Origin of the sequence: Actinomadura sp. NPDC000929 (assembly GCF_040492065.1) — a bacterium.
Taxonomy (GTDB): domain Bacteria; phylum Actinomycetota; class Actinomycetes; order Streptosporangiales; family Streptosporangiaceae; genus Spirillospora; species Spirillospora verrucosospora.
In genome coordinates this window covers 1-23913 of the sequence record NZ_JBEUPA010000009.1, presented here as the reverse complement: position 1 = coordinate 23913, position 23913 = coordinate 1, and the positions used below count along the sequence as shown (strand labels likewise).

Annotated in this window: 23 protein-coding genes; 12 read left to right on the top strand and 11 right to left on the bottom strand. The window is 73.2% G+C overall.

Translation table 11 applies throughout. The features are described 5' to 3' along the window. Window positions 1–52: 52 nt before the first annotated feature. The 3 genes from ABWI04_RS05540 to ABWI04_RS05530 form a co-directional block, all read right to left on the bottom strand. Window positions 53–874: an ABC transporter ATP-binding protein gene (locus tag ABWI04_RS05540; RefSeq protein WP_345182714.1), complete on the bottom strand. Its 822-nt coding sequence runs from the start codon at window positions 872–874 to the stop codon at window positions 53–55. Between the two features lie 20 nt (window positions 875–894). Next, on the bottom strand, window positions 895–1917 hold the full coding sequence (locus tag ABWI04_RS05535; RefSeq protein WP_345182713.1) for an ABC transporter substrate-binding protein: 1023 nt from the start codon (window positions 1915–1917) through the stop codon (window positions 895–897). Between the two features lie 128 nt (window positions 1918–2045). Further along, the gene (locus ABWI04_RS05530) at window positions 2046–2915 is read right to left on the bottom strand and encodes an ABC transporter permease (RefSeq protein ID WP_345182712.1); all 870 of its coding nucleotides are present in this window, start codon (window positions 2913–2915) and stop codon (window positions 2046–2048) included. Window positions 2916–3056: 141 nt separating this feature from the next. Here ABWI04_RS05530 and ABWI04_RS05525 point away from each other — a divergent pair, with 141 nt between their 5' ends. Then, the gene (locus ABWI04_RS05525) at window positions 3057–4115 is read left to right on the top strand and encodes a LacI family DNA-binding transcriptional regulator (protein ID WP_345182711.1); all 1059 of its coding nucleotides are present in this window, start codon (window positions 3057–3059) and stop codon (window positions 4113–4115) included. A gap of 30 nt (window positions 4116–4145) precedes the next feature. Next, window positions 4146–5270 carry a mandelate racemase/muconate lactonizing enzyme family protein gene (locus ABWI04_RS05520; RefSeq protein WP_345182710.1) on the top strand — a complete coding sequence of 375 codons (1125 nt, stop codon included), beginning with the start codon at window positions 4146–4148 and terminating at the stop codon, window positions 5268–5270. Between the two features lie 104 nt (window positions 5271–5374). Here the strand turns inward: ABWI04_RS05520 and ABWI04_RS05515 are convergent, their stop codons facing one another. Beyond that, window positions 5375–5503 (bottom strand): hypothetical protein, encoded by a 129-nt coding sequence (locus tag ABWI04_RS05515; RefSeq protein ID WP_268247751.1) that lies wholly within the window; start codon window positions 5501–5503, stop codon window positions 5375–5377. 194 nt (window positions 5504–5697) lie between these two features. On the opposite strand from ABWI04_RS05515, the gene ybiA reads away from it, so the two are divergent. Then, window positions 5698–6225 (top strand): riboflavin biosynthesis intermediates N-glycosidase, encoded by a 528-nt coding sequence (gene ybiA, locus ABWI04_RS05510; RefSeq protein ID WP_353831651.1) that lies wholly within the window; start codon window positions 5698–5700, stop codon window positions 6223–6225. 124 nt (window positions 6226–6349) lie between these two features. Here the strand turns inward: ybiA and ABWI04_RS05505 are convergent, their stop codons facing one another. Beyond that, window positions 6350–6949: a helix-turn-helix domain-containing protein gene (locus ABWI04_RS05505; protein WP_345182707.1), complete on the bottom strand. Its 600-nt coding sequence runs from the start codon at window positions 6947–6949 to the stop codon at window positions 6350–6352. 196 nt (window positions 6950–7145) lie between these two features. On the opposite strand from ABWI04_RS05505, the gene ABWI04_RS05500 reads away from it, so the two are divergent. Further along, window positions 7146–8345 (top strand): MFS transporter, encoded by a 1200-nt coding sequence (locus ABWI04_RS05500; protein ID WP_345182706.1) that lies wholly within the window; start codon window positions 7146–7148, stop codon window positions 8343–8345. 49 nt (window positions 8346–8394) lie between these two features. On the opposite strand, the gene ABWI04_RS05495 is transcribed toward ABWI04_RS05500, so the two are convergent. The 3 genes from ABWI04_RS05495 to ABWI04_RS05485 all read right to left on the bottom strand — a co-directional run bounded on the left by ABWI04_RS05495 (window position 8395) and on the right by ABWI04_RS05485 (window position 12312). Continuing rightward, complete coding sequence (locus ABWI04_RS05495) at window positions 8395–9360, bottom strand: hypothetical protein (protein WP_353831650.1); 966 nt, start codon at window positions 9358–9360, stop codon at window positions 8395–8397. Then, on the bottom strand, window positions 9357–10007 hold the full coding sequence (locus tag ABWI04_RS05490) for an RNA polymerase sigma factor (protein WP_345182703.1): 651 nt from the start codon (window positions 10005–10007) through the stop codon (window positions 9357–9359). The genes ABWI04_RS05495 and ABWI04_RS05490 overlap by 4 nt, the downstream gene beginning before the upstream one ends. 157 nt (window positions 10008–10164) lie before the next feature. Further along, a complete protein-coding gene (locus ABWI04_RS05485) occupies window positions 10165–12312 on the bottom strand; it encodes a terpene synthase family protein (protein WP_353831649.1) in 2148 nt (715 codons plus the stop codon). Between the two features lie 112 nt (window positions 12313–12424). Here ABWI04_RS05485 and ABWI04_RS05480 point away from each other — a divergent pair, with 112 nt between their 5' ends. From ABWI04_RS05480 to ABWI04_RS05460, 5 genes are all read left to right on the top strand, one after another. After that, window positions 12425–12796 (top strand): phage holin family protein, encoded by a 372-nt coding sequence (locus ABWI04_RS05480; protein ID WP_345182701.1) that lies wholly within the window; start codon window positions 12425–12427, stop codon window positions 12794–12796. A gap of 78 nt (window positions 12797–12874) precedes the next feature. Further along, window positions 12875–13420, top strand: coding sequence for a (2Fe-2S)-binding protein (locus tag ABWI04_RS05475; RefSeq protein ID WP_345182700.1), 546 nt, complete (start codon window positions 12875–12877; stop codon window positions 13418–13420). Then, window positions 13417–14391, top strand: coding sequence for an FAD binding domain-containing protein (locus ABWI04_RS05470; RefSeq protein ID WP_345182699.1), 975 nt, complete (start codon window positions 13417–13419; stop codon window positions 14389–14391). Before ABWI04_RS05475 ends, ABWI04_RS05470 begins: the two co-directional genes overlap by 4 nt. Then, the gene (locus tag ABWI04_RS05465) at window positions 14388–16445 is read left to right on the top strand and encodes a xanthine dehydrogenase family protein molybdopterin-binding subunit (protein WP_353831648.1); all 2058 of its coding nucleotides are present in this window, start codon (window positions 14388–14390) and stop codon (window positions 16443–16445) included. Before ABWI04_RS05470 ends, ABWI04_RS05465 begins: the two co-directional genes overlap by 4 nt. Before the next feature lie 95 nt (window positions 16446–16540). Next, complete coding sequence (locus ABWI04_RS05460) at window positions 16541–18211, top strand: L-lactate permease (protein ID WP_353831647.1); 1671 nt, start codon at window positions 16541–16543, stop codon at window positions 18209–18211. A 19-nt stretch (window positions 18212–18230) separates the two neighbouring features. On the opposite strand, the gene ABWI04_RS05455 is transcribed toward ABWI04_RS05460, so the two are convergent. Then, window positions 18231–18476: a DUF2630 family protein gene (locus tag ABWI04_RS05455; RefSeq protein ID WP_345182696.1), complete on the bottom strand. Its 246-nt coding sequence runs from the start codon at window positions 18474–18476 to the stop codon at window positions 18231–18233. Window positions 18477–18598: 122 nt separating this feature from the next. Here ABWI04_RS05455 and ABWI04_RS05450 point away from each other — a divergent pair, with 122 nt between their 5' ends. From ABWI04_RS05450 to ABWI04_RS05440, 3 genes are all read left to right on the top strand, one after another. Further along, on the top strand, window positions 18599–19021 hold the full coding sequence (locus ABWI04_RS05450) for an STAS domain-containing protein (RefSeq protein WP_353831646.1): 423 nt from the start codon (window positions 18599–18601) through the stop codon (window positions 19019–19021). A gap of 164 nt (window positions 19022–19185) precedes the next feature. Further along, on the top strand, window positions 19186–20049 hold the full coding sequence (locus tag ABWI04_RS05445; protein WP_345182693.1) for an acetate uptake transporter family protein: 864 nt from the start codon (window positions 19186–19188) through the stop codon (window positions 20047–20049). Window positions 20050–20130: 81 nt separating this feature from the next. Then, window positions 20131–20316, top strand: a complete 186-nt coding sequence (locus ABWI04_RS05440; RefSeq protein WP_345182692.1) for a hypothetical protein — start codon at window positions 20131–20133, stop codon at window positions 20314–20316. 37 nt (window positions 20317–20353) lie between these two features. Here ABWI04_RS05440 and ABWI04_RS05435 read toward each other — a convergent pair whose 3' ends face one another. Both ABWI04_RS05435 and fxsT read right to left on the bottom strand, forming a co-directional pair. Further along, on the bottom strand, window positions 20354–21322 hold the full coding sequence (locus ABWI04_RS05435) for an effector-associated domain 2-containing protein (RefSeq protein WP_353831645.1): 969 nt from the start codon (window positions 21320–21322) through the stop codon (window positions 20354–20356). A gap of 49 nt (window positions 21323–21371) precedes the next feature. Continuing rightward, the coding region (gene fxsT, locus ABWI04_RS05430) for an FxSxx-COOH system tetratricopeptide repeat protein (protein ID WP_353831644.1) at window positions 21372–23913 on the bottom strand (2542 nt) is incomplete at its 5' end.

Here is a 23913-nt window from a genome sequence, read left to right as displayed (position 1 = left end):
CGTGCCGAGCAGGGCGCGCCGGTCGGTGGCGCGCCCGGTCGGTCGGCGCCGGTCAGTCCGCCGCGGCGCCCGCGCCGAGAAGTCCCCGGACGCGGTTGGTGACGCGGGCGAACTCCGGGCGGGCCATCGTGGCGGCGTAGTCGCGCTCCGCGGGCAGGTCGACGTCGATGATCTCGGCGATCGACCCGGGCCTGTCGGTCATCACCACGACGCGGTTGGCCAGGTAGGCGGCCTCCGCGATGGAGTGCGTGACCAGCAGGACGGTGGTGCCCGTCTCCCGCCAGATCCGGTTCATCTCGATGTTGAGCTGCTCGCGGGTGAGGGCGTCGAGCGCGCCGAACGGCTCGTCCATCAGCAGGACGCGCGGCTCGTGCAGCAGCGCCCGGCACAGCGCGACCCGCTGCTGCATGCCGCCCGACAGCTCGTGCGGCAGCGCGTCCTCGAAGCCCTTCAGGCCGGTCATCTCGATCAGCTCGGCGGTCCGCTTGCGGGCCTGCTCGGCCGGCATCTTGCGCATCTCCGCCTGGAGCAGGATGTTCTTGCGGGCGCTGCGCCACTCCAGCAGCGCGGCCCGCTGGAACACGTAGCCGATGTCCGGGCGCGGCGCCGTGACCTTGTCGCCGCGCAGCCGCACGTCCCCGGTCGAGGGCTTCAGCAGCCCCGCGACCAGCTTCAGCATCGTGGACTTGCCGCAGCCGGACGGACCGACGATCGCGACGAACTCGCCCATCGGGACTTCCAGCGACACCTCGCGCAGGGCGGTGACGTCGCGCTTGCGGGTGCGGAACCGGACGGCGACCTCATTGAGGCTGACGGCGTTCTCCCGGCCCGTCTCCCGGCCGGTGTCCGGCTTCGCGGTGGATTTCTCGCTCATGATCCTCATCGCTCGTCCCGTCACGTCTGCGGAGCGGCCGACGCCTGCCAGTACTCCGACGGCGCCTGCGCCTTGCCGATGACCCCGGCCTGCTGGAAGGTGGCGATCGTCTGCTTCCAGTCGTCCTCGGAGTTGACGCCGGGCGCCTTGCCCTGCGTCGCGGGGGTGTGCAGCAGCGTCAGCGTGGTCTTGAACTGCTCGGTGAGCACCTTCTCGGGCGGCAGCTGCTCGGACGCGCCCGCCATGCTCGCGACGGCGCCCGCCTGGTCGCCCTCCGCGGCCGTCCACGACTCGCTCGTCGCCGCGACCATCTCCTTGACGAGCTTGGCGTCGCTCTTCAGCTTCCGCTCGCCGGCCAGCAGGCCGTTGGAGAAGAAGTTCAGCCCGAAGTCGGAGTACCGCAGGTACGAGACCTCCTTGCCGGACTTGGCGGCCATCGTCGGGCCCTGGTCGTTCGCGAAGCCCATGAGGCCCTCGGTCTTGCCGGCCAGCACCGCGGCCATCTTCCCGGCCGGGTCGGTGTTCTGGACGGGGACGTCGCTCGCGCTCATCCCGTTCTTCTGCAGGAAGACGGGGAAGGTGCGCGCCAGCGCGTCCCCGGCCGTTCCGGCGATCTTCTTGCCCTTCAGGTCGGCGGGCTTCTTGATCCCGGCCGAGGTGAACGACTGCACGGACGCGGGCGTCGTCTGCAGGAACACGCCGATGCTCTTGACCGGCATGCCCTTGTCGACGGCGGCGAGCAGCGCGGGCGTGTCGGCCCAGCCGAAGTCGGTCTGCCCGGCGCCGGTGGCCTGGACGGTCTTCTGCGAGCCCTGGCCCGCCTTGATCTCCAGGTCGATGCCGTGCTTCTCGAAGATGCCCTTCTTCTTGCCGTAGTAGAACGGCGCGTGCTCGCCGTAGGGGTACCAGTTCAGGGTCAGGGTGACCTTGGTCAGCTTCTTGCCCGAGGCGCTCGTGCTGTCGCCCGAGTCACCGCCGCAGGCGGTGCCGGCGAGTGCGAGGGCCGGCGCCATGACGGCGATGGCGAGGGTGCGGAGTTTCATTGGACGGCTCTCCGTAGATGGGGTGGGTCGTGCTCGGCCGTTGGACTGTCGGGACGTCCCGTCCGGCGGATTCCGGGCGGGCGGTTCGGGTGGCGGGGGGCGCGCCGGCGCACCGCCGGGCGGCGCCGTCAGTACGTCGTGGTGACGGCGTCGCCGCGGCGGCTCGCGTGCCACGGCAGCAGCAGCTTCTCCGCGACCTCGACGACGACGAACAGCACCACGCCGATGGCCGACATGACCAGCAGCCCGGCGAACAGCATCGGGGTGTCGAGATTGCCGTTGGCCTGCAGGATCACGTAGCCGAGCCCCTCGTTCGCGCCGACGAACTCGCCGACCACGGCGCCGGTGACGGCCAGGGTGACCGCGACCTTCAGGCCGGAGAACAGGTGCGGGAGCGACGCCGGCAGCCGGATCTTGGAGAACGTGGCCATCGGGCTCGCGCCCATCGTGGCCGACAGCTGCAGCATCTCCGGATCCACCGCCTTCAGCCCGGCGACCATCGAGATCACCACCGGGAAGAAGGCGATCAGCACCGCCACGACGATCTTGGGACCGATGCCGAAGCCGAGCCACACCACGAACAGCGGGGCGATCGCGATCTTCGGGACGACCTGCGCGAACAGCAGGATCGGGTAGAGGGTGCGCTCGACCGTCGACGAGTACACCATGATCACCGCGGACGCGACGCCGATGAGCACCGCGAGCGCGAAGCCGATCAGGGTCTCGTACGTGGTGACCCACGTGTGGTGCCAGATGTAGCCCCACTTGTCGCCCATCAGCCGCAGCGTCGCGCCGGGCGAGGGGACGAGGTAGGCCTCGACCAGCTTGAAGGCGCTGATCGCCCACCACGCGGCGAAGCAGGCCACCAGCAGGGCGACGGGCCGCCACGACCGTTCCAGGCCGTCGCGGATCCGTTCGCCCGCGCCGGGCCTGGCGCGTTCCACGACGCCCGCCGCGTCCGCCGAGGGCGGGGCGGCCGTCGTACCCTGACTCACCATGGGTTCCTCCGGACGGGGTGGTTTGGAAAGCGCGTTCAGAAAGCGCTTTCTGATGTACCGTAAGAAGCGGCGCGCGCCGCGGTCAAGAGGGTCTTCGCCAGGAACCCGCCGCGAGGGCCCGTGCCGGCCGAGGGGGCGGTGATGACGGAAGCGGCCGAAGGGGAGCGCACCGGCGACCGGGCGTACGTGACCCTGCAGGACGTCGCGAAGGAGGCGAGCGTCTCGCTGGCGACCGCGTCCCGCGTCCTGAACGGCACCTCGCAGGTGCGCGCCGACCTGCGGGAACGCGTCCTGGCCGCGGCGGCCGAGCTGAGCTACACCCCGAACGCGCACGCCCAGGCGCTCGCCAGCTCCTCCAGCAAGTCCGTCGGGGTGGTCTGCCACGACGTCAGCGACCCCTACTTCGCCGCCATCGCCCGCGGCGTCATGCGCACCGCCGCCGAGCACGGGATGCTGGTGATGCTCGCCAGCACCTTCCGCGACCCGGCGCGCGAGGTCGAGTACGTGGCGATGCTGCGCGCCCAGCGCGCCCGCGCGATCCTGCTCATCGGCTCCGGCTTCGAGGACCGCGACTGGGAGCGGGCGATGGCCGCCGAGCTCGACCCCTACCAGCGCACCGGCGGCCGCGTCGCCGTCCTCAGCCGGCACCGCAGCCTCAAGGTCGACGCCATCCTGCCGCAGAACCGGGAGGGCGCCGCCGCCCTGGCCCGCGCCCTGCTCGACCTCGGCCACCGCAGCTTCGGCGTGCTGACCGGCCCCCGCGCCCTGACGACCGTCCACGACCGGCTCGGCGGATTCACCGAGGCGCTCGCCGAGGCGGGCGTCCGGGTCGCGCCCGAGCACATCGTCGAGGCCCCCTTCACACGCGACGGCGGCTACCGGGCGGCGACCGAGCTGCTCCGCCGCGAGAACCGTCCGACCTGCGTGTTCGCCGTCACGGACGTGATGGCGGTCGGCGCGCTCGCCGCGCTGCGCGACAACGGCGTGTTAGTGCCGGAGGAGATGTCGCTCGCCGGATTCGACGACATCTCGATCGTCCGCGACCTGACCCCGGCCCTCACCACCGTCGCGCTGCCGCTGAACGCGATGGGGGAGCGCGTCATGGGCCTGGCCCTGCGCGAGCCCGCCACCCGCCGCAGCCGCATCGAGCGCGTCGCGGGCGAGGTGGTGCTGCGCGGCAGCACCGCACCGCCCGGCTGACCCGCGGGCGCCCGCTTCCCGGAGGCGTGAATGAAGATCGAGAAAATCGAGACGTTCTGCGTCGCGCTGCCCACCCGGCGCTCGTTCGGGGTGTCCGGCGGCGCGGTCGCCGTCGCCGGGCGGCCCAGCCTGCGCGTCCTGGTGAAGGTCAGCGCCGAGGGCGCGCACGGCTGGGGAGAGGCGACCCCCATCCCGGCCTGGACGTACGAGACCGCCGAGTCCATCGTCACCACGATCGACCGGTACCTCGCGCCCGCGATCACCGGCCGTCCCGCCTGGGACCTCGACGGCGTGACGACCGCCTTCGACCGCGCGATCAACCGGGGCTTCAGCATCGGCGCGCCCCTGGCCAAGTCGGCCGTGGACGTCGCCCTCCACGACCTCCTCGGCCGCGCCGCCGGGGTCCCGCTGGGCGTCCTGTGGGGCCGGCGCCGCCGCGAGACGATCGACCTCGGGTGGATCGTCTCCGGCCGGACCTCCGCCGAGGTCGCCGACAGCGTCGCCGAGGGCCGCGACCTCGGCTACCGGGCGTTCAAGGTGAAGGTCGGCCTCGGCCCCGAGGACGCCGACGTCGTGGAGGCCGTCCGCCTGCACGCGGGCGACGCCGCGGCGCTCTGGGTGGACGCGAACCAGGGCTACACCGTCCGCTCGGCCCTCACGCTGGCGCGCCGCCTGGAGGACCTCGGCGTGACCGCGTTCGAGCAGCCCCTCCCGGCCAACGACATCGCGGGCCTGCGCCGCCTCCGCGACGCCTGCCCGATTCCGGTCGCCCTCGACGAGAGCCTCCGCCACCCGTCCGACCTGGCGACCTTCGTCCGCCTGGACGCGGTCGACGTCGCCATCGCGAAGGTCCAGCGCACCGGCGGGCTGACCCTGTCGCGCCGCCTGTGCTCCCTCGCCGAGGACTGCGGCGTCGCGCTCATGGGCTCCGGCCTCACCGACTCCGACCTCGGCCTCGCCGCGTCCCTGCACCTCTTCTCGGCCTTCGGCGTCGACACCCCGGTCGACCTCAACGGACGCCAGTTCATCGAGTCCCCGTACGCGGGGCCGACCGTCGAGATCCGCGACGGCACCGCCCACGTCCCCGACGCCCCCGGCCTCGGCGTCGAGGTGGACGAGCGGACCGTCCGCGAACTGGCGGTCAACGTCCTCTGACCGCCCGAGCCGACCGACGGGCGGCTCCGGCGCGGCGCCCGGGGCCGGACGCGAAGAACCCGCCCGGGGGCCGGGCGGGTTCTCATCTATCGGCCGGAGGGCCGTCAGTGCGCGGCGAGCTCGTCCTCGGACACATCGGCCTCCGCGGGGCGCTCGGAGTCCGGTTCCGCGGGCCGCCATTCGGGCCACGCGTCGATCTTGGTCCGCCGGGGGTTCGCCAGGGCGTTGTCCATTGTTACCGCAGTCCTCCTGTTCAAGGCCGGGCCGGATCAATAGATGGTCCCGGCGAGATGCCGGGTCCGCAAAATGGTCTAGACCGCGGTTCCCACCCAGGGCCGCGGCAAACCTCACAACAACGCCAATCGATCATCCATTCCCGGCGGAAACCGGATGGACCGCGGCGGCCGTCCCTGGCACGCTCTCGGTCATGGACGTCGCCGAGCTGACCCGCCTCCAGGAGCAGGGCACGCACCTGAGGTTCCTGTTCTTCTGGGGCCACCAGACCCTAGGTCGCGGCTACCTCAGCCAGTGGTGGCCGTCCCCCTTCGCCGTCGGCGGAGTCACGTACGCGACCGCCGAGCACTACATGATGGCGGAAAAGGCCCGCCTCTTCGGCGACGAGGAAACGGCCGCCGCCGTCATCGCCGCGTCCCATCCCCGACGCGCGAAAGACCTCGGCCGCCGCGTCCGCGACTTCGACGAGCAGACGTGGCGCGACAATCGTGTGACCATTGTCACAAAGGGCAATGAGGCCAAGTTCGCCCAGAACAAAGATCTCCGCGACTATCTTGCCGGCACCCGCGACCGCATCCTCGTGGAAGCGAGCCCGCTGGACCGCGTCTGGGGCATCGGCATGACCGCCGACGACCCCCGGGCCGAGCACCCCGCCTCCTGGCAGGGCGAGAACCTCCTGGGCTTCGCCCTGATGACCGTCCGCGAAACGCTCTCCTCCTGACCGCCCTCCTCGGCGTCGGTCTCCCACCGGAAGCCGCGCCGGGGTACCGGGGCCGAGGGCTCGAACATCGGACCGCTTGAGACGGGCGGAGATAGCACGGGCCGCCGTGGGCAAGCCGGCGCGTTCAGGGCGCCTGCGTCTGGCGGGGACGCGGTCTGGCGCGGATGTGGATGCGCTCTCCCTGACGGCCGAAGAGGCTGAGGACCTCGACCGGACCCTCGCCGGTCGTGCCGAACCAGTGCGGCAGCCGGGTGTCGAACTCGGCCACCTCGCCCGGGCCCAGTACCAGGTCGTGATCGGCCAGCACGAGGCGCAGACGTCCCGACAGTACGTAAAGCCACTCGTAGCCCTCATGGGTGCACAGGTCGGGCACGCGCCGGGCCGCGGGGAGCACCATCTTGTACGACTGGATCGGGCCGGGCTGGCGCGTCAGGGGGAGGACGGTGTTGCCGTTCACGCGCCGTGGAGTCAGCCGGACGCGGGGGTCGCCGACCTCGGGGGCGCCCACCAGCTCGTCCAGCGGAACCTGGTGGGCCTGCGAGATGGGCAGCAGCAGCTCCAGGCTGGGGCGGCGCTGGCCGGACTCCAGGCGCGACAGCGTGCTCTTGGAGATCCCGGTGGCCTCGGAGAGCTCGGACAGGGTCACGTTGCGCTCGTTGCGGAGCCGCTTGAGGCGCGGGCCGACCTCGGCGAGCGCGTCGGCGATCGCGGTTGCGTGCTGCATACCCCCATTCCACTGCGGACGTCCCGGAAATGGCAACAAGGTTTGCCGTACGGCCGCCGGGGAGGGCACCGTCCGCGGCGGAGGTGATCGCGATGAGCGATGCGGAGTACGACGTCGTGGTGGTCGGTGCGGGGGCCGCGGGGCCGAACGCCGCGCTGGTGATGGCGCGGGCGGAAGGCGCCGGGGGTGGGGGGCGATGAGTGTCGAGACCGCTTCGCGGCGGGTGGGTTCTTCTGGGAGGCGGCTGCCGCTCGGGGTCTACCTGCTGGCGTTCAGCCTGTTCGCGATGGGCAGCGCGGAGTTCCTGCTGGCCGGGGTCCTGCCGGAGATCGCCGACGACCTCGGGATCAGCCTGTCCTCCGCGGGTGCGCTGATCTCGGCGTTCGCCGTCGGGGTGGTCGTCGGCGGGCCTCCCTTCGCCGTCCTGACGCTGCGCTGGCCGCGGCGTACCACGCTGGTGGCCACGCAGGTCGTCTTCGCGGTCTCGGTGGCGGTCGGCCTTCTGGCCGACGGTTACGCCGTGCTGGTGGCGACCCGCTTCCTGTGCGGGCTGGCCTACGCGGGTTACTGGGCCGTCGCGGCGGTCACCGCGATCGGTCTCGTCACGTCCGACCGCACCGCGCGGGCCTCCGGAGTGGTCGTCAGCGGCCTCGGCCTGGCGATGATCGCCGGTGGTCCGGCGGGCGCGCTGCTCAGCTACTTCACCGGGTGGCGGGGCGGGTTCTGGGGCGTGGTGGCCCTGACCGCGGCGGGCGCGGTCCTGAGCCTGGTCGCGATCCCCGCGACCGGCGCGGACGCGGAGCCGAGCGTGCGGCGGGAGCTGCGCACGATGAGGCGGCCGCAGCTCTGGGTCGTCTACGCCGCGACCATTTTGAGCACCGCCGCCTACATGATCTCGTTCAACTACCTCGCGGCGCTGCTGACCGACGTCACCGGCGTTCCGGGCGTGTGGGTCCCCGCGATCCTCGCGCTGTTCGGGGTCGGCGCCTTCATCGGCCTGTCCGCCGGGGGCAGGATCGCCGACCGGCGGCCCACGCACGCGCTCCTGGCGGGGGCCCTGGGGATCTCGGCCTGTTCCGTGCTGCTCGCGGTCCTGGCCGGGCACGCGGCGGCCGTCGTCCCGCTCGTCCTGCTGCTCGGGATCGCCGGATTCGTGCTGAATCCGGCCATCTACGGGCGGGTGTTCGCGATCGCGTCGGAGGCGCCGACGCTCGCCGGGGCCGCCACCGTCTCGGCGTTCCAGCTCGGCATCAGCCTCGTGCCGGCGCTCGCCGGCGCCGCCATGAACGCCGGCGCGGGTCTGACCTCCGTCGCCTGGATCGGCGCCGTCCTGGCGGCGGCCGTCGTGCCGGCCGTCCTCCTCGACCGGGCGCTCTCCCGTCGCGGACGGGGATGACCGGTCCGTGAGGAAGCGGACCGCCCCGGTCGGGGCGGTCCGCCGCCGCTCACCCGGTCGGGGTCGGCGAGGGGACGCCGGGAGGCGCCGAGGGCGGCTGGCCGCTCGCCTGCTCGGTGGGCCCGGGGCCCACGAAAAGGAGGACCTGGTTCTTGGCCCAGGGAACCGCGTCGTGGACGTACCACGTGGGCGGGACCTGGCCGGGCTTCAGCGCCTTGCTGACGTTGCCCTCCATGGCGCGGTACTCCGGCACCGTGACGTGGCGTTCGCGCAGGGCGGCCAGCACCTCGCCCACGCGGTGCCTGCGGTAGGTCATGCCGTGCATGACCTCGCCCGGAGCCGAGGCGGGCGCGGTGCTGTCGTACTGCTCGCCCGGGCGGGCGTCCCGCCCGAAGACGATCTGGGCGGTGCCCTTGTAGCCGGTGCGGATCCGGACGCCGACCGGGCAGACGTCGCCTCCGCCGCCGGTCACGCACTCGCCCTTGGCGGTGATCGTGGTGACGTCGCGCTCGCCGGTGTTCTCGCTGGTCTCCATCATGACGACGGTGCCGACGATGGACGGGGACGCCGGGACCATCGACAGCGTGACGTCGAGGCCGTGGGCGGCGAACTCCTCCTTGTAGCGCTTCGGGTCGGCCAGCGGGTCGCGGACGCGGACGTCGATGTAGCCGCCCCTGCGGGTGAACGACAGCGCCGAGACCAGCGAGACGCGCGGGCTCGTCGCGGTGACGCCCGGGGTGGCGCCCGGGGCGTCGCCGGGGCCGCCGTCGCGGGTCGCGACGACCGCCGTGACGGCCGCGCAGGCGACACCCGCCGCGGCCAGCGGGAGGCCGATGCGCATGACCGGCGAGCGCCGCCGGTGCGGGGCGGGTGACCCGTCCACCGTCGAGAGGGACGCGGTCGCGGTGATGCGGTCGGCGAGGGCGGCGGCCGCGTCCTCGGGCAGCAGGCCCGCGGCCTGCCGGTCGGTGACGGAGGCGAGCCCTCCGATCAGCGGGTCGATGTCGCGCTTCATGTGGGGTCTCCGTTCGGGATCCGCCGCCCCGTGGCGGGCAGGGACGCGGCGTGCAGGGAAGTGGCGGGTCCCGGGCCGGCGGGCGCCGGGGCGGCGGGGGTGTCCGTGTCCACGCGGGCCAGGGCGCGGGCGAAGCGGCGGCGGGCGCGGTGCAGGCGGATCCGCACCGCGTTGCGGGAGCAGCCCAGGACGGTCGCGATCTCGCCGTGGCCGAGGCCCTCCCAGCCGACGAGGGCCAGCAGCTCGCGGTCGGATTCGGGCAGGCCGCGGAACGCGGCGCCGACGCCGGTCAGGTCGCCGCCGGGCGGGTCCTGGACGGCCAGGCCGTCACGCAGCCGGGACCCGAGGTCGGCGGCCAGCGCGGACCTGCGGCGCTCGCCGCGGTGGTGGTTGGCCAGGACGCGCCGGGCCACCCCGTACAGCCACAGCCGGGTCTGGTCGCCGGGCGGGACGTCGTCGAGCCGCCGCCAGGCGGTGAGGAACGTCTCGGCCAGGACGTCGGCGGCGTCCTGCGGGTCGTTCGTGCGGCGCAGCGCGTATCCGAGGATCGGGGCGCGGTTGGCCGCGTAGACGTCCTCGAAGCGGCGCCGCCGGTCGTCGGGCGGGCGGGGTTCCCGCGGGTGCAGTGGTCGCGATGGGGATGGCAAGCCCTCTCCTCTCGTCGCGGTGTTCTCACCGGACGCAGGGCACATGTCCGCACATCGCAGAGCATTTCAGCTGAGCGCCGTCCAGCTTCGCGCCTTGCCCCCCCAGACCGCCGCCCCGGTGCGGGGAGCCGGGGCGGCGACCTGAGGAGGGCGCCGCTCAGCGGGCGGCGCGCGCGAAGAGGCGGAAGGCCGACGTTCCCAGGCCGGCGGGCTCGGGAAGCCGGAAGACGGGCTCGCGCTCGTCGTAGCGGTCGGTCTCGCGGTGCCACCTGAGGATGCCGGCCATCCAGTCGCGCAGTTCCCCGACGAACGAGGAGACGGCGGCCCGGGCGGCGTCGTCCAGGCCGAGGTGGTCGCAGAGGGCGGGGAGCTCGCCGCCGGCGAGGTGCTCGAACTGGCGGCGGCGGGAGGCGATGAGGTCGCCCACGATGGGCAGCGCCTCGTCGCGGCCGCAGCCGAAGAAGTTCTCGACGGCGAGGACGCCGTTGTTCAGCTCGCCCTCGTACTCGATCTCCTTCTGGTAGGAGTAGCAGTCGTTGAGCAGGCACGCGACGTCCATCGCGGAGGCTTCGAGCTCGCGGAGGGTGCGGGTCTCGAAGACGTGCGGAGGGACCTCGTCCGCGCGCCCGATGCGCGCCAGGCTCATCGTCAGCTCGGAGCCGAACGTGCGGCGGCGCATCTCGACGTAGTCGACGGGGTCGGGGACGCGCGACTGGAGGTGGTTGTTCAGCTCCCACACCCAGCTCTCGACCATGTGCTCGACGGCCGCGCGGAACTCGCGGCGGCCCCGGTCGTCCATCGGCCCGGCGGTGCGGGGCCACAGGTCCGCCAGCCCGGCCTCGAACGGGTTCTCCGGGGCGGGGACGGGACCGCAGTCCAGCGGCATGAACCGGGGGACGCGGGCGTTGAACGCCTTCGCTCCCGCCATGTCGCGGTCGCGGTTGAAGACGGCCGGGAAGAAGTCGTCGCCGAAGGTGCCGCACCCCAGCCACTGGACGGCGAGGTCGAGCGCGTCCGGGTCGGCGTCGGGGGCGAGGGACGCGCCGCAGACCTCCAGTGCCATCCCGGTGAGCCGGTCGGCGCTCCACACGGGGACGGGCGTGCGGGGGTGGGGGGAGAGCATGCCCATCTCCCGCGCCCAGGCGAGCAGGTTGCGCCCCGCGCGCTCGCAGTGCGGGTTGACGCGCGCTGTGTACGGGATGTCGAACGCGGGCAGCGGCGTCGGCCCCACTTTCTGGAACGGGACGTGGGGGAGGCTGATCCGCGCCGACTTCAGCAGGGCGGGGATGCGGGCGGCGGACATGCCGAGCGACCTGTCGTTCATGTACCTGCTGGACCGCAGGTGCCATTCGTGGCCGCCGGACTGCCAGTCCTGGAGGGCCTTGACGTAGGCCGCGACGCTCGCCCGCTCCGCCGGGTCGAGGGCGTGGTCCTCGAAGACGTGCGGCAGCTCGGTCACCGCGGTGTTCTCGAACTGGCGCAGCCGCGAGGTGAGCAGGTCGTTGACGGTGTCGGCGGCGACCTGCGGCGCGACCGACAGGAACCGCTCCATCACCAGCACCGAGTTGTTGACCTCGCCCTCGGACTCGGTCTCGCGCTGGTAGGAGAAGATGTCGTTGCGCAGGTGGACGGCGTCGGAGAAGGTGTCCTTCAGGACGCGCAGCGGCCGCGTCGCCACCACGCGTTCGGGGATCTCGACGCCCGCGGCGTGCTCGGCGAGGTCGGCCGACCACGGCGCCCCGCCGACCTTGCGGCGCATCTCGATGTACTCGACCGGGTTCGGGATCCGCCCGGTGCTGATGTTGGACAGCTCCCACAGCGATTCGCGCAGCAGGTTCAGGGTGCTCACCGAGAAGCGGCGCCGCCAGGCGTCCGACCGCGCCGGGACGGTCCGCGCCCACAGGTCGGCGAGCCCGCGCTCGACGGCGTTCACCGGGTCGGGCGGGTCCAGCGACATGAACAGCGGCAGCCGGTCGAGGTAGGACCGTGCGCCCTCCTGGTCCTGCGGCTTCTTGAAGACCTCCAGGAAGTGGTCGTCGAAGTAGAAGACCCAGACGTACCAGTCGGTGACGAGGTCGAGTTCGGGGGCGGCGCAGTCGGGGTGCGTGTAGGCGCACAGGAGGGCGTAGTCCATCGCTTCGAGCGCGCGCTCGTCCCAGATGTCGGGGGTCCCGGGGTCCCGGTCGGCGTCCAGCATCTTCATCTCGCGCGCCCACGCCATGGTGTGCCGCCGCGCGCCCTCCAGGTTCGGGTTGAGCCGCGCGGGATACGGGACGTAGAAGTCGGGCAGCTCGAAGGGTTGCATGAACCGGCCTTCCTGTCGGGTCCGGTTCGGCAACCTACAGCACAGGAGATGTCACGGAAAGTGACACATTGCTTGCCGGAATCTCCGGTCAAACTGCGGGTAAGCCGAGGTCATGTCGAAGTCGCGCGAACCTGCCGCGGCCAACGACCCGCTGGAGCAGAACCTCGTGCTCGCCCGGCGTGTGGTCGAGGCGGCGCAGCAGGAGATGATCGATAAGGCCCGGCAGCGCATCCCGGCGCTGCGCCTGGGGGCCGTGGCCGGGGCGTTCGGGGTCATGGCGACCGCCGCCACCTACCGCATGAACGTGCTGCTGCTGGAGCGGAAGCTCCCTCCCGAGCTGGCGTCGTTCATCACCGCCGCCGTGTACGGGGGAGGGGCGGGGGCCGCGGCGATGGCCGCGTCCCGCAAGTGGAAGGGGCTTCCGCCGCCGCTGCCGACCGACACGGCCCGGCAGGTCGTGGAGATCCTCACCGACAACGACTGAGGCGAGGGCCGGGGAAGAGCCCCGACGCGGCCGCCGAGGTTCGGTGACCGACGGAAGATCCGGGGTAGGCACCCCGGCATGGACAGCGAAGCCACGCCCGTGCACGCCGACGTCACCCTCGTCGTGAACGGGACAGAGCACCGGCTCAACGTCGACACCCGAGCGTCCCTGCTGGACGTCCTGCGTGAGGATCTCGGCCTGACCGGGTCGAAGAAGGGCTGCGACCACGGCCAGTGCGGAGCCTGCACCGTCCTCCTCGACGGGCGCAGGGCGAACGGGTGCCTGGCCTTGGCCGTCGCCCATGACGGAGCGGACGTCGTCACGGTCGAAGGGCTGGCGCGGGACGGAGAGCTGAGTCCCGTCCAGCAGGCGTTCATCGAGAACGACGCCTTCCAGTGCGGGTACTGCACGCCCGGCCAGCTCTGCTCCGCCACCGGGATGCTGGACGAGGCCGAACGCGGCTGGCCCAGCGCGGTCACCGGCGACCTGGGGGCCGATCCCGTTCTGGACGACGACGAGATACGCGAGCGGATGAGCGGCAACCTGTGCCGCTGCGGCGCCTACGTCGGCATCGTCGCGGCCCTCAAGCAGGCTGCGCAGCGCAGGGAGGGGGCAGAGGCATGAGACCCTTCGCGTACGAGCGCGCCACCAGCGCCGAGGACGCCCTCCAGCGCCACCAGGACGGAGCCGTCTACCTGGGCGGCGGAACCAACCTCGTCGACCTGATGCGGCTCGGGGTGGAGGAGCCGAGCAGGCTCGTCGACGTCGCGCATCTCCCCTACGACCAGATCGAGCTGCGACCGGACGGAAGCCTCGCCATCGGGTCGGCGGTGACCAACAGCGCCGTCGCCGCCGACCGGACCGTGCGCGAGGGCCACTCCCTCCTGGCGCAGGCCGTCCTCGCGGGGGCGTCCGGCCAGATCCGCAACCTCGCCACCGTCGGCGGCAACCTGCTCCAGCGGACCCGCTGCTCCTACTTCCAGGACACCTCCAAGCCCTGCAACAAGCGCACCCCGGGCAGCGGGTGCCCGGCGCGGGAGGGCGAGCACCACAACCTGGCGATCCTGGGCCATTCCGACGCCTGCGTGGCGACGCACCCGTCGGACATGGCCGTGGCGCTGGCCGCCCTGGACGCGTCCGTGCGCGTGCGGGGGCGCGGCGGAGAGAGGACCGTCCCCATCGAGGACCTGTACAGGCTCCCCGGGGACGAGCCCCAGCGCGACACCACCCTCGAACCGGGCGACCTGATCACCGCCGTGGAGGTCCCCGCGCTGGGCGTCCCGTCCCGCTACCGCAAGGTCCGCGAGCGCGCGTCGTTCGCGTTCGCGCTGGTCTCCATAGCGGCGGCGCTGGACGTCGCCGACGGCCGGGTTCGGGACGTCCGGCTGGCCCTCGGCGGCGTCGCCCACAAGCCGTGGCGGGCGCGCCGCGCCGAGGAGGCCCTGCGCGGCGCGGAGGCGACGGAGGAGTCCTTCCTGCGCGCCGCCGAGGCCGAGATGGAGGCCGCCGAGCCGCTGCGCGACAACGCCTACAAGGTGCCGATGGCGCGCAACCTGATCGTCCGGACGCTGACCGAGCTGGGGGAGGAGTCATGACCGACCGGCTGGAGGGCCGCGAGAAGGTCACCGGGACGGCGCGCTACGCGTTCGAGTACCCCGTGGAGGGCGCCGCCTACGCCGCGGCCGTCCAGGCGAGCGTGGGCAAGGGCCGGATCGCGTCGGTCGGGACCGAGGCCGCGCTGCGGCTGCCCGGGGTGCTCGCCGTCCTGTCCTGCGAGAACGCCCCCGAGCTCGACGACACCTCGGACGGCGAGCTGGCCCTGTTCCAGTCGCGGACGGTCTCCTACCGCGGCCAGTTCGTGGCCGCCGTGGTCGCGGAGACCCTGGAGACCGCCCGGGAGGCGGCCCGCCTGCTGCGCGTCGAGTACGCCGAGGAGGCGCCGGACGTGCGTCTGCGCGCCGACCATCCGGGCCTCTACAAGCCGGACAAGGTGAACCCGGTGTTCCCCGCGGACACCGGGCAGGGCGAGCCCGAGAAGGCGTTCGCCGACTCGGCCGTGCGGGTGGACGCCGTCTACACGACCCCGGCCGAACACAACAACCCGATGGAGCCGCACGCCACGATCGCCCGGTGGGACGACGACGGCACTCTCACGCTGTACGACTCCAACCAGGGCGCGTCGACCGTCCAGTCCACGATCGCGAAGGTCTTCGGGCTCGACCCCTCCCGGGTGCGCGTCGTGTCGCCGCACGTCGGCGGCGGGTTCGGCTCCAAGGGCACGCCCCGGCCGAACGTCGTGCTCGCCGCGATGGCCGCCCGCGTCGCGGGACGTCCCGTGAAGTTCGCCGTCCCGCGCCAGCAGATGTTCGCCACCACCGGCTACCGGACCCCGACCGTCCAGCGCCTGCGCCTCGGCGCCGGCGAGGACGGGCGGCTGAACGCGATCCTGCACGAGGTGGCCGAGCAGACCTCGACCGTCAAGGAGTTCGCCGAGCAGACCGCGACGCCCACGCGCATGATGTACCGGGCCCCGCACCGCCTCACCTCGCACCGGGTGGTGCCGCTCGACGTCCCCACGCCGTCCTGGATGCGCGCCCCGGGCGAGACGCCCGGCATGTACGCGCTCGAATCGGCGATGGACGAGCTGGCCGTCGCCACGGGCATCGACCCGGTCGAGCTCCGCGTGCGCAACGACACCGATCACGAGCCGGAGAGCGGGCTTCCGTTCAGCTCGCGGAACCTGGTCGCCTGCCTCCGCGAGGGCGCCGAACGCTTCGGGTGGGCCGGGCGCGACCCCCGTCCCGGCGTCCGCAGGGAGGGCCGCAAGCTCGTGGGCACGGGCGTCGCCGCGTCCACCTATCCCGCCTACCAGCGGCCCAACCAGGCCTCGGCCCGGGCCGAGCCCGACGGGACGTTCACCATCCGGATCGCCGCCGCCGACATCGGCACCGGCGCCCGCACCGCCCTCGCCCTGATCGCGGCCGAGACGCTCAAGGAGGACCTCGCCGACATCCGGATGGAGATCGGCGACAGCTCGTTCCCCCGGGCGTCGGTGGCGGGCGGATCCGGAGGGACGGCCGGCTGGGGGACGGCCGTCGTGCGCGCCTGCGAGGCCCTGCGCGGGAAGCTGAACGGCGCCGTCCCGCCGGAGGGCGTGGAGGCGTCGGCCGACACCGGCGAGGAGCTCAAGGCCCGCGCCGAGTACGCCCGGCACGCGTTCGGCGCGCAGTTCGCCGAGGTGGAGGTGGACGCCGACACCGGCGAGGTCCGCGTCCGCCGGATGCTCGGCGTGTTCGCCGCCGGGCGGATCATCAACCCCACGACGGCCCGGTCCCAGTTCATCGGCGGGATGACGATGGGCGTCGGGATGGCGCTGATGGAGCAGAGCGTCATGGACCGGGAGTTCGGCGACTACCTGAACCGCGACCTCGCCCAGTACCACGTCCCGGCCTGCGCCGACATCCGCGACGTCGACGCCGCGTGGGTGGAGGAGTCCGACCCGCACCTGAACCCGATGGGAGCCAAGGGCATCGGCGAGATCGGCATCGTCGGCGCGGCGGCGGCCGTCGGCAACGCCGTCCACCACGCCACCGGGATCCGCGTTCGCGACCTGCCCATCACCCCGGCCCGGCTCCTCCGGGAGCTCTGACCGGTTGAAAAGTTCACTATCAAGGTGATCTCCGTCACCGGGCCGGGTAGGGATGACGTACTCGGGGGCGACCACTACCCCGCGAGGTGATCGCCGTGTACCAGCAGGTCCTCGATCCCGTCGCCGACTCGCTCGGCTGGAGCTCCCTGGTCGCCGCGCTGCCGCTGGCCGTGCTGTTCGTCCTGCTCGGCGGCGTCCGCATGCGCGCGTGGCTCGCGTCCCTGATCGCGCTGGCGGTCGCGCTGGCCGTCGCGGTCTGGACGTACGGGATGCCCGCCGACCAGGCGCTCCTCGCCGGCTCCGAGGGCGCGGCGTTCGGCTTCTACCCGATCCTGTGGATCGTCATCAACGCCCTCTGGGTCTACAACATCACCGTCGCCACCGGGCACTTCGACGTGCTGCGCCGGTCGTTCGCGCGGGTCAGCGACGACAGCAGGCTCCAGGCGGTGCTGATCGCGTTCTCGTTCGGCGCGCTGCTGGAGGCCCTGGCCGGATTCGGCACGCCGGTCGCGGTCACCTCCGTCATGCTGATCGCGCTCGGCTTCCCGCCGCTCAAGGCCGCCGTCCTCGCCCTCACCGCCAACACCGCGCCCGTCGCGTTCGGCGCGATGGCGACGCCGATCCTCACGCTCGGCAAGGTCACCGGCGAGTCCAGCGACACGCTCGGCGCCATGGTGGGGCGGCAGACCCCGATCCTCGCCGTGTTCGTCCCGCTCGTCCTCGTCGCCATCGTGGACGGGCGGCGCGGGCTGCGCGAGACCTGGCCCGTCGCCCTGCTGTGCGGCGCCGCGTTCGGGGCCGCGCAGTACGTCACCGCGAACTTCGTCTCGGTGCCGCTCGCCGACGTCGTGGCGTCGCTGGTCTCCGCGGCGGCCGTCGTCCTGGCCGTCCGGGTGCGCCCGTCGGCGGCGCCGGCGAAGCCCGCCCCGGTCGCCGGCGGCGCGGCGGACGAGCCGACCCCGGAGTTCGCCGCCCGCGTCGAGGGCCGGGACGCCGGGGGCCGGGACGGGGGACGGGCCGGGGACTCCCGCGCCGAGGTCGCCCGCGCCTACGCGCCTTACGCGATCATCATCGCGGTCTTCGTCGTCTGCCAGATCGGGCCGGTCAAGGACCTCCTGGACCGGGCGACCCGGACGTTCTCCTGGCCGGGGCTGCACCTCACGGGCCCCACCGGCAAGCCGCTGGCCCTGCCGACCTTCACCTTCAACTACCTGACCACGCCCGGCACGCAGATGCTCGCCGCCGGGCTGATCACCATGGCCGCCCTCGGCGTCGGCGCCGGCCGGGCCCTGCGCGCCTACGGGACGACGCTCGTCCAGCTCAGGTGGGCGATCATCACGGTGATGGCCGTCCTGGCGCTGGCGTTCGTGATGAACGCGTCGGGGCAGACCGTGACGCTCGGGACGTGGATGGCGGGGGCGGGCGGCGCGTTCGCGCTGCTGTCGCCGATCCTCGGCTGGCTCGGCACCGCCGTCACCGGATCGGACACCTCGTCCAACTCGCTGTTCGGCTCCCTGCAGGTCACCGCCGCGAACAAGGCCGACCTGTCGACGGTCCTGATGGCCGCGACCAACAGCTCCGGCGGCGTCCTCGGCAAGATGGTGTCGCCGCAGAACCTCGCCATCGCCGCCGCGGCCGTCGGCCTGGACGGGCGCGAGGGCGACATCTTCCGCCGCGTGGTGCTGTGGAGCCTGCTGTTCCTGGCCGGGATGTGCGTGCTGTCCGGCCTGCAGTCCACCGCGGTGCTCGGCTGGATGGTCCCGTGAGGGGCCGGCCGCGAGGGGGCTACTGCCAGTAGCCCTCCACCTCGCCGGCGGGACGGACCTGGGCGTCTTCCGGGTTCTGTCCCGCCGAGAGGCGGGCCCTCCGCTGCCGCAGCAGATCCCAGCACTGGTCGAGCGCCACCTCCAGGTCCCGCAGCCGCGTCTGGACCTCGGCGTTGGAGGCCTCGGCCCGCTCGTGCGCCTGCCGGAGAGAGTGTTCCTCCTCGATGAAATCGTTGATACGTTCCAGGATCGCCTTCTCGTCCATGAAATGGCTTCCGATCGTGGTTTTCCGCTCTGGTGGGGTCCAGAAGGTCCCGACAGGTGAGAGCCTTGCATATACGGGGCCGCGCACGGTAGCGGCGGCGCCCCGTTGAGGGTGAGGAGCAGATGACGGTCTGGCGGATCACCGGCGGCGAGGGCGCCCCCGACCCCGGTGCGCGGGAGGCTCCCCGCTACGACATCGTCGAGCACGACTCCGCGCTGCTGCGCATCACGGCCGCGTCGGGCGTGCCCCGGGTCCTGCTCGCCGGGGAGGTCGACGTCTCCAACACCGCCGCGGTCGCGCGCGCCCTGCGCGCCGTCCAGGACCGCGTGTCCGGCGACCTGCACGCCGACCTGTCGGGGGTGGAGTTCATGGACGTCGCGGGCCTGCGCGCCTTCAGCGAGGCCGCCCGCGCCCTGCACGAGCGCGACTGCCTCCTCGTCCTGCACGGGGTCCCCCCGCACATCGAGCGGCTGTTCACGCTGATCGGCTGGAACGCCACCCCCGGCCTGGAGATCCACTGCCCGCCGCGGCCGCTCGCCCGCTGAGCCACCCGAGCCGCTGAGCCACCGGATCACCATGCCCGCGTCAGCGTGCGGCAAAGGGTGCCGGGTGCAAACGCGAACCTCTTCAGGAAACCGTCATATGCCGTTTGACCTGGTTGAACACGGTTAGGAGGGGTTTACAGCTCTCCGATTCAGAGGGGGATCTCATGGCAAGGCGTAGAGAGCACCAATCCGCGCCGATGCCCGGCGAGCACACGGGACAGGCGATGCCCGCGGAGGGCACGGCCACCCCGGCGCACGGCGCGGCCGCACCGGCACAGGGCGCGGCGATGGCGCCCCCGAGGGGCGCGGACCAGGCCGGCGAGCACGCGCTCTGGGAGGACCGCACCCGCGTCTTCCTGCAGCCGATCGCGGCGCCGTCGATCCTCGGGCTGTTCGGGCTCGCCGCCGCGGCCATGATGGTGGGCGCGTGGCAGGCCGGCTGGTACGGCGGCGTCGGCACCCCGCTCATCCTGTGGCCCTTCGTGCTGACCTTCGGCGGCATCGCGCAGCTGCTGGCCGGCCTGTGGGGCTACCGGGCGCGGGACGGCGTGGCCACCGCCATGCACGGCATGTGGGGCACGTTCTTCATCGGCTGGGGGCTGCTGTTCCTGCTGGTGAGCATCGGCGCGGCGCCGGTGGCACTGGCGCCGGTCCTCGGCACGGCCTATCAGGGATTCGCGTTCTGGTTCATCCCGCTCGCGGTGATCACCGGACTGGGCGCGCTCGCCGCGCTCGGCGAGAACCTGATGACGTCCCTGGTCTGGGCCTGCCTGGCGGTCGGCGCGGGCTTCACGGCCGCCGGATTCTGGGTGGGGACGACCTGGGCGCTGGACGTCGGCGGCTGGCTGTTCGTCGCCGCCTCGGTGGTCGCCCTGTACGCGGCCGCCGCGATGATGTTCGCGAACAGCTTCGGGCGGACGATCCTGCCCACCGGCATGATGCGCCGGGGCGCCAACGTGCCCGGCGGCCGGGGGGTCCGGCCCCTGGAGTACCGGCAGGGCGAACCGGGCCTGAAGATCGGGCAGTGATCTCCGGCGTTTCGCCTTGACATTCCCGTTACCCTATGCTGAGCCCAAGAGCACCGAACCGGGCTCGGAGGGGGAGCGGGAATGTCATCGGCGGTCCGGAGGACGTGGCGACGCCTCGTCCAGTCCTACAACCTGCTGTGCGCGCGCGAGGACGCGTCGGCGCGCGGCGTCACGATACCCAGCGGAGTCTGGGCCTGCGACCGCTGCCACGCGCCGCACCTTGAGCTGGCGACCCTCAAGCACCACCTCCGCACCGAGCACGCCTGACGCGTCCCGGGCCCGGAGAAGGAGATCCGGGCGGGGCTCACAGGATCCGGGCCATGGCCTGTTCCAGACGGTGGACGGAGAGCGACTCTCCGGCCAGCCCCCGGGTGACGTCGACGAGCTCCTTCAGCCCGCCGGGGTAGTCCAGGCACGTGGTGAGGATGGCGAAGCAGTCCATCCGGGCGCCCGCGTGACGGGTGACCGCGGCGGCGACGTCCCGCCGGAGGGCGCCGACCACCTGGTCGCGGCCCTGCGGGGACGACAGCAGCGGCACCTCCAGCATGCGGTCGACCAGTTCGAAGACCGCCGGCCGGTCCGGCGCGTCCGGCGGCGGCGCGAAGACCGAGGGCCGCGGTGAGACCGCGGTGGCCGGGTTCCGGTGCGCGTCCGGGCGGCCGGCGTCCGCGCCCGGCAGCCTGATCCACGCCGAGGCGTCGGTCTCCTTGACCGCCACCTCGATCCGCCGGTAGTCCTCCGGGATGATCCTCCCCCTGGCGTGCCGGACGACGTCGGAATGGACGCGCTCGGAGACGACCAGCCCGAACCACGCCCCGGACGCGCCGAGCGCCTCCTTGAAGGCGGGGGCGTCGAGGATGCGGAACGTGTGGTTCACGGCCGTTCCCACCAGCCCGTGGCCGTCGAACACGGCCTCCCCGGTGTGCACCGCCATCCGCAGCCGGATCCGGGCGATCTCGGAGGCGACCCGGTTGTGGCGGCCCAGTTCGGCCCGCAGCGTGTCGGCGACGTCCACCAGGACCGACTCCACCTCCAGATGGGGCCGCAGGGCGATCATCGCTCCGTCGCCGCGGTCCTCCCAGTAGCAGTCGGCCAGGAGGACCCCCGCGGCGGCGAGGCTCACGTCCAGATGCCGGTACAGCGCGTCGCGCATGTGCCGTCGCACGTCGTCGGTCCGGGTCGCGTCGCCGAAACCCGCGATGTCGCAGCCGACGATGACGCAGGGCCCCGAGGGGCGCCAGAGAGGGCCGGTGGCGTCGAAATCGGGAAGCATGTTCGCTGCCCCTCCTCAGTTCCGTGCGCCGAGCCCCGTTCCATCCGGCTCAGAGCGAGGTCGGCGCGATGTCGCAGTCGAGTAGACGTCCCTCCCCGGCCTGCCTCACGTCGGGGTGCCCGTCCCCGAGGACGTCCGCCAGGGCGCCGACGGGGTCGCCGGCCGGGCCTTCCAGGCCGAGCGCGTCGCAGATCACCCGGTGGTTGTGGGCGCACGCGAGCGTGTAGACGTGGTCCGGGCCGTACCGGCCGCCGAACCGCTCCCAGGTCTCGTTGGAGCGGATGCGGGCCGCCTCCAGCCTGCCCATGTGGAACAGGTCGTGGACGAGCCCGACCGAGCAGCAGAGCGAGAAGTAGTGGTCGGCGCCCAGCGCGGCGCGCAGCTCCCGGACGGACGTGTCGTCGAGGACGCGCGCCGCCTCGTGGTCGCCCAGGCCCCGCAGCGCCATGGCGAGGTCCGCGGCGCAGGCGTGGGAGAACGGATGGTCCATGCCCATGACCCGGCGGTGCTCGGCGAGGGCCGCCTCTCCGAGCGCGCGGGCCCTCCCGGCGTCGCCGGCCGCCAGGCAGGCCGCCACCAGCACGCGCCGGGCGGCGAGGGTGTCGGGATGCCGCTCGCCGTAGCGTTGCGTGTGGAGCCGCAGCGTCGCCTCCGCCCGCGCCATCGCCTCGCCGTGGCGGCCCAGCTTCCGCAGGGTGACGGCGTGGCTCATCTCCGTGTGCAGCACGAACGCGTGCTCGGACACGGGCGTCTCCCGCATGGTCGTCAGGACCTCCCGCTGCAGCGCGGCGGCCTCGCGGTAGTCGCCCAGCCCGTGCAGGTCGCGGGCGAGCTGGCTGATGGCCAGCAGGGTGTTGCGGTGGCGCGGGCCGAGGCTCGCGCGGAGCTGCTCGACCGAGCCGGCGTCGATCGCCCGCGCCCGCTCGAACTCGCCCAGCAGGCGCAGGTCGATGCCGACGTTGTTGGCGACGACGAGCGTCTCGACGTGGCCGTTGCCGAACAGCCGGACCGTGCGGCGCAGCGTGTCCTGGTCGAGGGCGAGGGCGGCCCGGAAGTCGCCCTTCAGCCGCAGGTCGGCGGCGACGTTGCGGGCGGCGCGCATGGTGAGCGAGTGGCCGGGCCCGAAGCGCTCGGTCGTCCGCCGGTGGATGTCGGCGTTCTGCCGGTTCGCCGCGGCCACCTCCCCGAGCGCGCGCAGCACGGTGCCGAGCTCGCGGCCCGCGATGAGCACCGACTCGTCGTAGGGGCCGAGCTCTCGCTGCCACCGCTCCAGCGCGAGCTCGGCGAGGACGCGGCTGCCCTCGAAGTCGCCGAGCAGGTACAGGTAGCGCATCTGGTCGAGCGCGACCCCGCGGACCTCGGTGGACGCGCCGCCGATGACGCCCGACGGCACCACGTGCGGGGCGATCTCCGCTCGGATCCCCCAGGTGGTCTCGTCCTCCGGCGTCGCCTGCGGCGTCGCGGCGGCGAGGATCCGGTGCACCCGGTCCCGCACGGTCCGGCGGTCGGTCTCGGAGAGCCTGGTCTGCAGCATCGTCCGCACGAGCCGGTGGACCTGGAGGCTGCACGGATCCGGGTCGAACCGGCCGAGGGCGTAGCGGCTGATGTCGGCCATCGCCGTCCGGAGCAGGCCGGCGTCTCCCAGCGTCTCCGCCAGTTCCGGGGGGAGGCCGTCCGCGGCGCCCGCCGACAGCAGGTTCCGGGTGACGGGCTCGGGGCCGAAGAAGGCCCACAGCTCCAGCAGCCGCCCCGCGGCGGGCGCGTCCTCCAGCAGCCGCTCGAACGCCAGGGTCAGCGTCGCGGCCAGCTCGGCCGGATAGTCCGGCGGGAGGGCCGGCCGGGCCTTCTCGCGGAGCCGGCGGTCGAGGAGCCGCAGGTACTCCGCGGTCGTCCGGCCGGTCACGGCGTGCCACGCCGCGGCCTGCTCGACCGCCAGCGGCAGGTCGCCGATCCGCCGGGCGAGCCGGTCGGCGTCGGCGGGCGTGAGGCCGGGCACGCGGCGGCACAGCAGCGCGATGCTCTCCGCGCGCTCGAACACGCCCACCTCCTTGCCGGCGGTGAGCTCCGTCCAGCGGTGGTCCCGGGAGGTGACCAGGACGTGCCCTCCCGGGACGGCGGTCGTCAGCCGCCCGCCGGGCTCCCCCCGGCGCACCGGCATCAGCGGGACGATCTCGTCGGGGTCGGCGGCGTTGTCGTAGATGAGCAGCCAGCGCCGGCGCCCCGGGCCCGCGCGCAGCGCGTCCAGGAGGTGCTCGACGGTCCGGTTGACCTCGTCGCTGAGCGGCGTGCCGAGCCGCCGGGCCAGCTCGGCGAGCGACGACCTGGCGAGCGTGGTCCGCTCGGCGGGCACCCACCAGACGAGGTCGTAGTCGCCCGCGTGGCGGTGGGCGTACTCGACGGCGAGCTGCGACTTGCCCTGCCCGCCGAGCCGCCGCGGGTCCGCGGGCAGCAGGGAGGTCACCGCGCCGGACAGTTCCGCCCGGATGTCGCGGAGCAGGGCGTCGCGGCCGGTGAAGTCGGGGTTGCGCGCCGGGAGCCCGCCGCCCAGCAGCGGTAGGTCAAGTCGACCACGCCCGCCACCGGCGCCTGGT

Excerpts from the sequence above, each read along its gene's own strand:
- ABWI04_RS05465 (WP_353831648.1), top strand. The coding sequence starts at position 14,388 with ATGACCGACCGGCTGGAGGGCCGCGAGAAGGTCACCGGGACGGCGCGC.
- ABWI04_RS05440 (WP_345182692.1), top strand. The coding sequence starts at position 20,131 with ATGTCATCGGCGGTCCGGAGGACGTGGCGACGCCTCGTCCAGTCCTAC.
- ABWI04_RS05445 (WP_345182693.1), top strand. The coding sequence starts at position 19,186 with ATGGCAAGGCGTAGAGAGCACCAATCCGCGCCGATGCCCGGCGAGCAC.
- ybiA (WP_353831651.1), top strand. The coding sequence starts at position 5,698 with ATGGACGTCGCCGAGCTGACCCGCCTCCAGGAGCAGGGCACGCACCTG.
- ABWI04_RS05470 (WP_345182699.1), top strand. The coding sequence starts at position 13,417 with ATGAGACCCTTCGCGTACGAGCGCGCCACCAGCGCCGAGGACGCCCTC.
- ABWI04_RS05485 (WP_353831649.1), bottom strand. The coding sequence starts at position 12,312 with ATGCAACCCTTCGAGCTGCCCGACTTCTACGTCCCGTATCCCGCGCGG.
- ABWI04_RS05515 (WP_268247751.1), bottom strand. The coding sequence starts at position 5,503 with ATGGACAACGCCCTGGCGAACCCCCGGCGGACCAAGATCGACGCGTGG.
- ABWI04_RS05495 (WP_353831650.1), bottom strand. The coding sequence starts at position 9,360 with ATGAAGCGCGACATCGACCCGCTGATCGGAGGGCTCGCCTCCGTCACC.
- ABWI04_RS05535 (WP_345182713.1), bottom strand. The coding sequence starts at position 1,917 with ATGAAACTCCGCACCCTCGCCATCGCCGTCATGGCGCCGGCCCTCGCA.
- ABWI04_RS05450 (WP_353831646.1), top strand. The coding sequence starts at position 18,599 with ATGACGGTCTGGCGGATCACCGGCGGCGAGGGCGCCCCCGACCCCGGT.
- ABWI04_RS05500 (WP_345182706.1), top strand. The coding sequence starts at position 7,146 with ATGAGTGTCGAGACCGCTTCGCGGCGGGTGGGTTCTTCTGGGAGGCGG.
- ABWI04_RS05525 (WP_345182711.1), top strand. The coding sequence starts at position 3,057 with ATGACGGAAGCGGCCGAAGGGGAGCGCACCGGCGACCGGGCGTACGTG.
- ABWI04_RS05475 (WP_345182700.1), top strand. The coding sequence starts at position 12,875 with ATGGACAGCGAAGCCACGCCCGTGCACGCCGACGTCACCCTCGTCGTG.
- ABWI04_RS05455 (WP_345182696.1), bottom strand. The coding sequence starts at position 18,476 with ATGGACGAGAAGGCGATCCTGGAACGTATCAACGATTTCATCGAGGAG.
- ABWI04_RS05540 (WP_345182714.1), bottom strand. The coding sequence starts at position 874 with ATGAGCGAGAAATCCACCGCGAAGCCGGACACCGGCCGGGAGACGGGC.
- ABWI04_RS05530 (WP_345182712.1), bottom strand. The coding sequence starts at position 2,915 with ATGGTGAGTCAGGGTACGACGGCCGCCCCGCCCTCGGCGGACGCGGCG.
- ABWI04_RS05480 (WP_345182701.1), top strand. The coding sequence starts at position 12,425 with ATGTCGAAGTCGCGCGAACCTGCCGCGGCCAACGACCCGCTGGAGCAG.
- ABWI04_RS05520 (WP_345182710.1), top strand. The coding sequence starts at position 4,146 with ATGAAGATCGAGAAAATCGAGACGTTCTGCGTCGCGCTGCCCACCCGG.
- ABWI04_RS05435 (WP_353831645.1), bottom strand. The coding sequence starts at position 21,322 with ATGCTTCCCGATTTCGACGCCACCGGCCCTCTCTGGCGCCCCTCGGGG.
- ABWI04_RS05505 (WP_345182707.1), bottom strand. The coding sequence starts at position 6,949 with ATGCAGCACGCAACCGCGATCGCCGACGCGCTCGCCGAGGTCGGCCCG.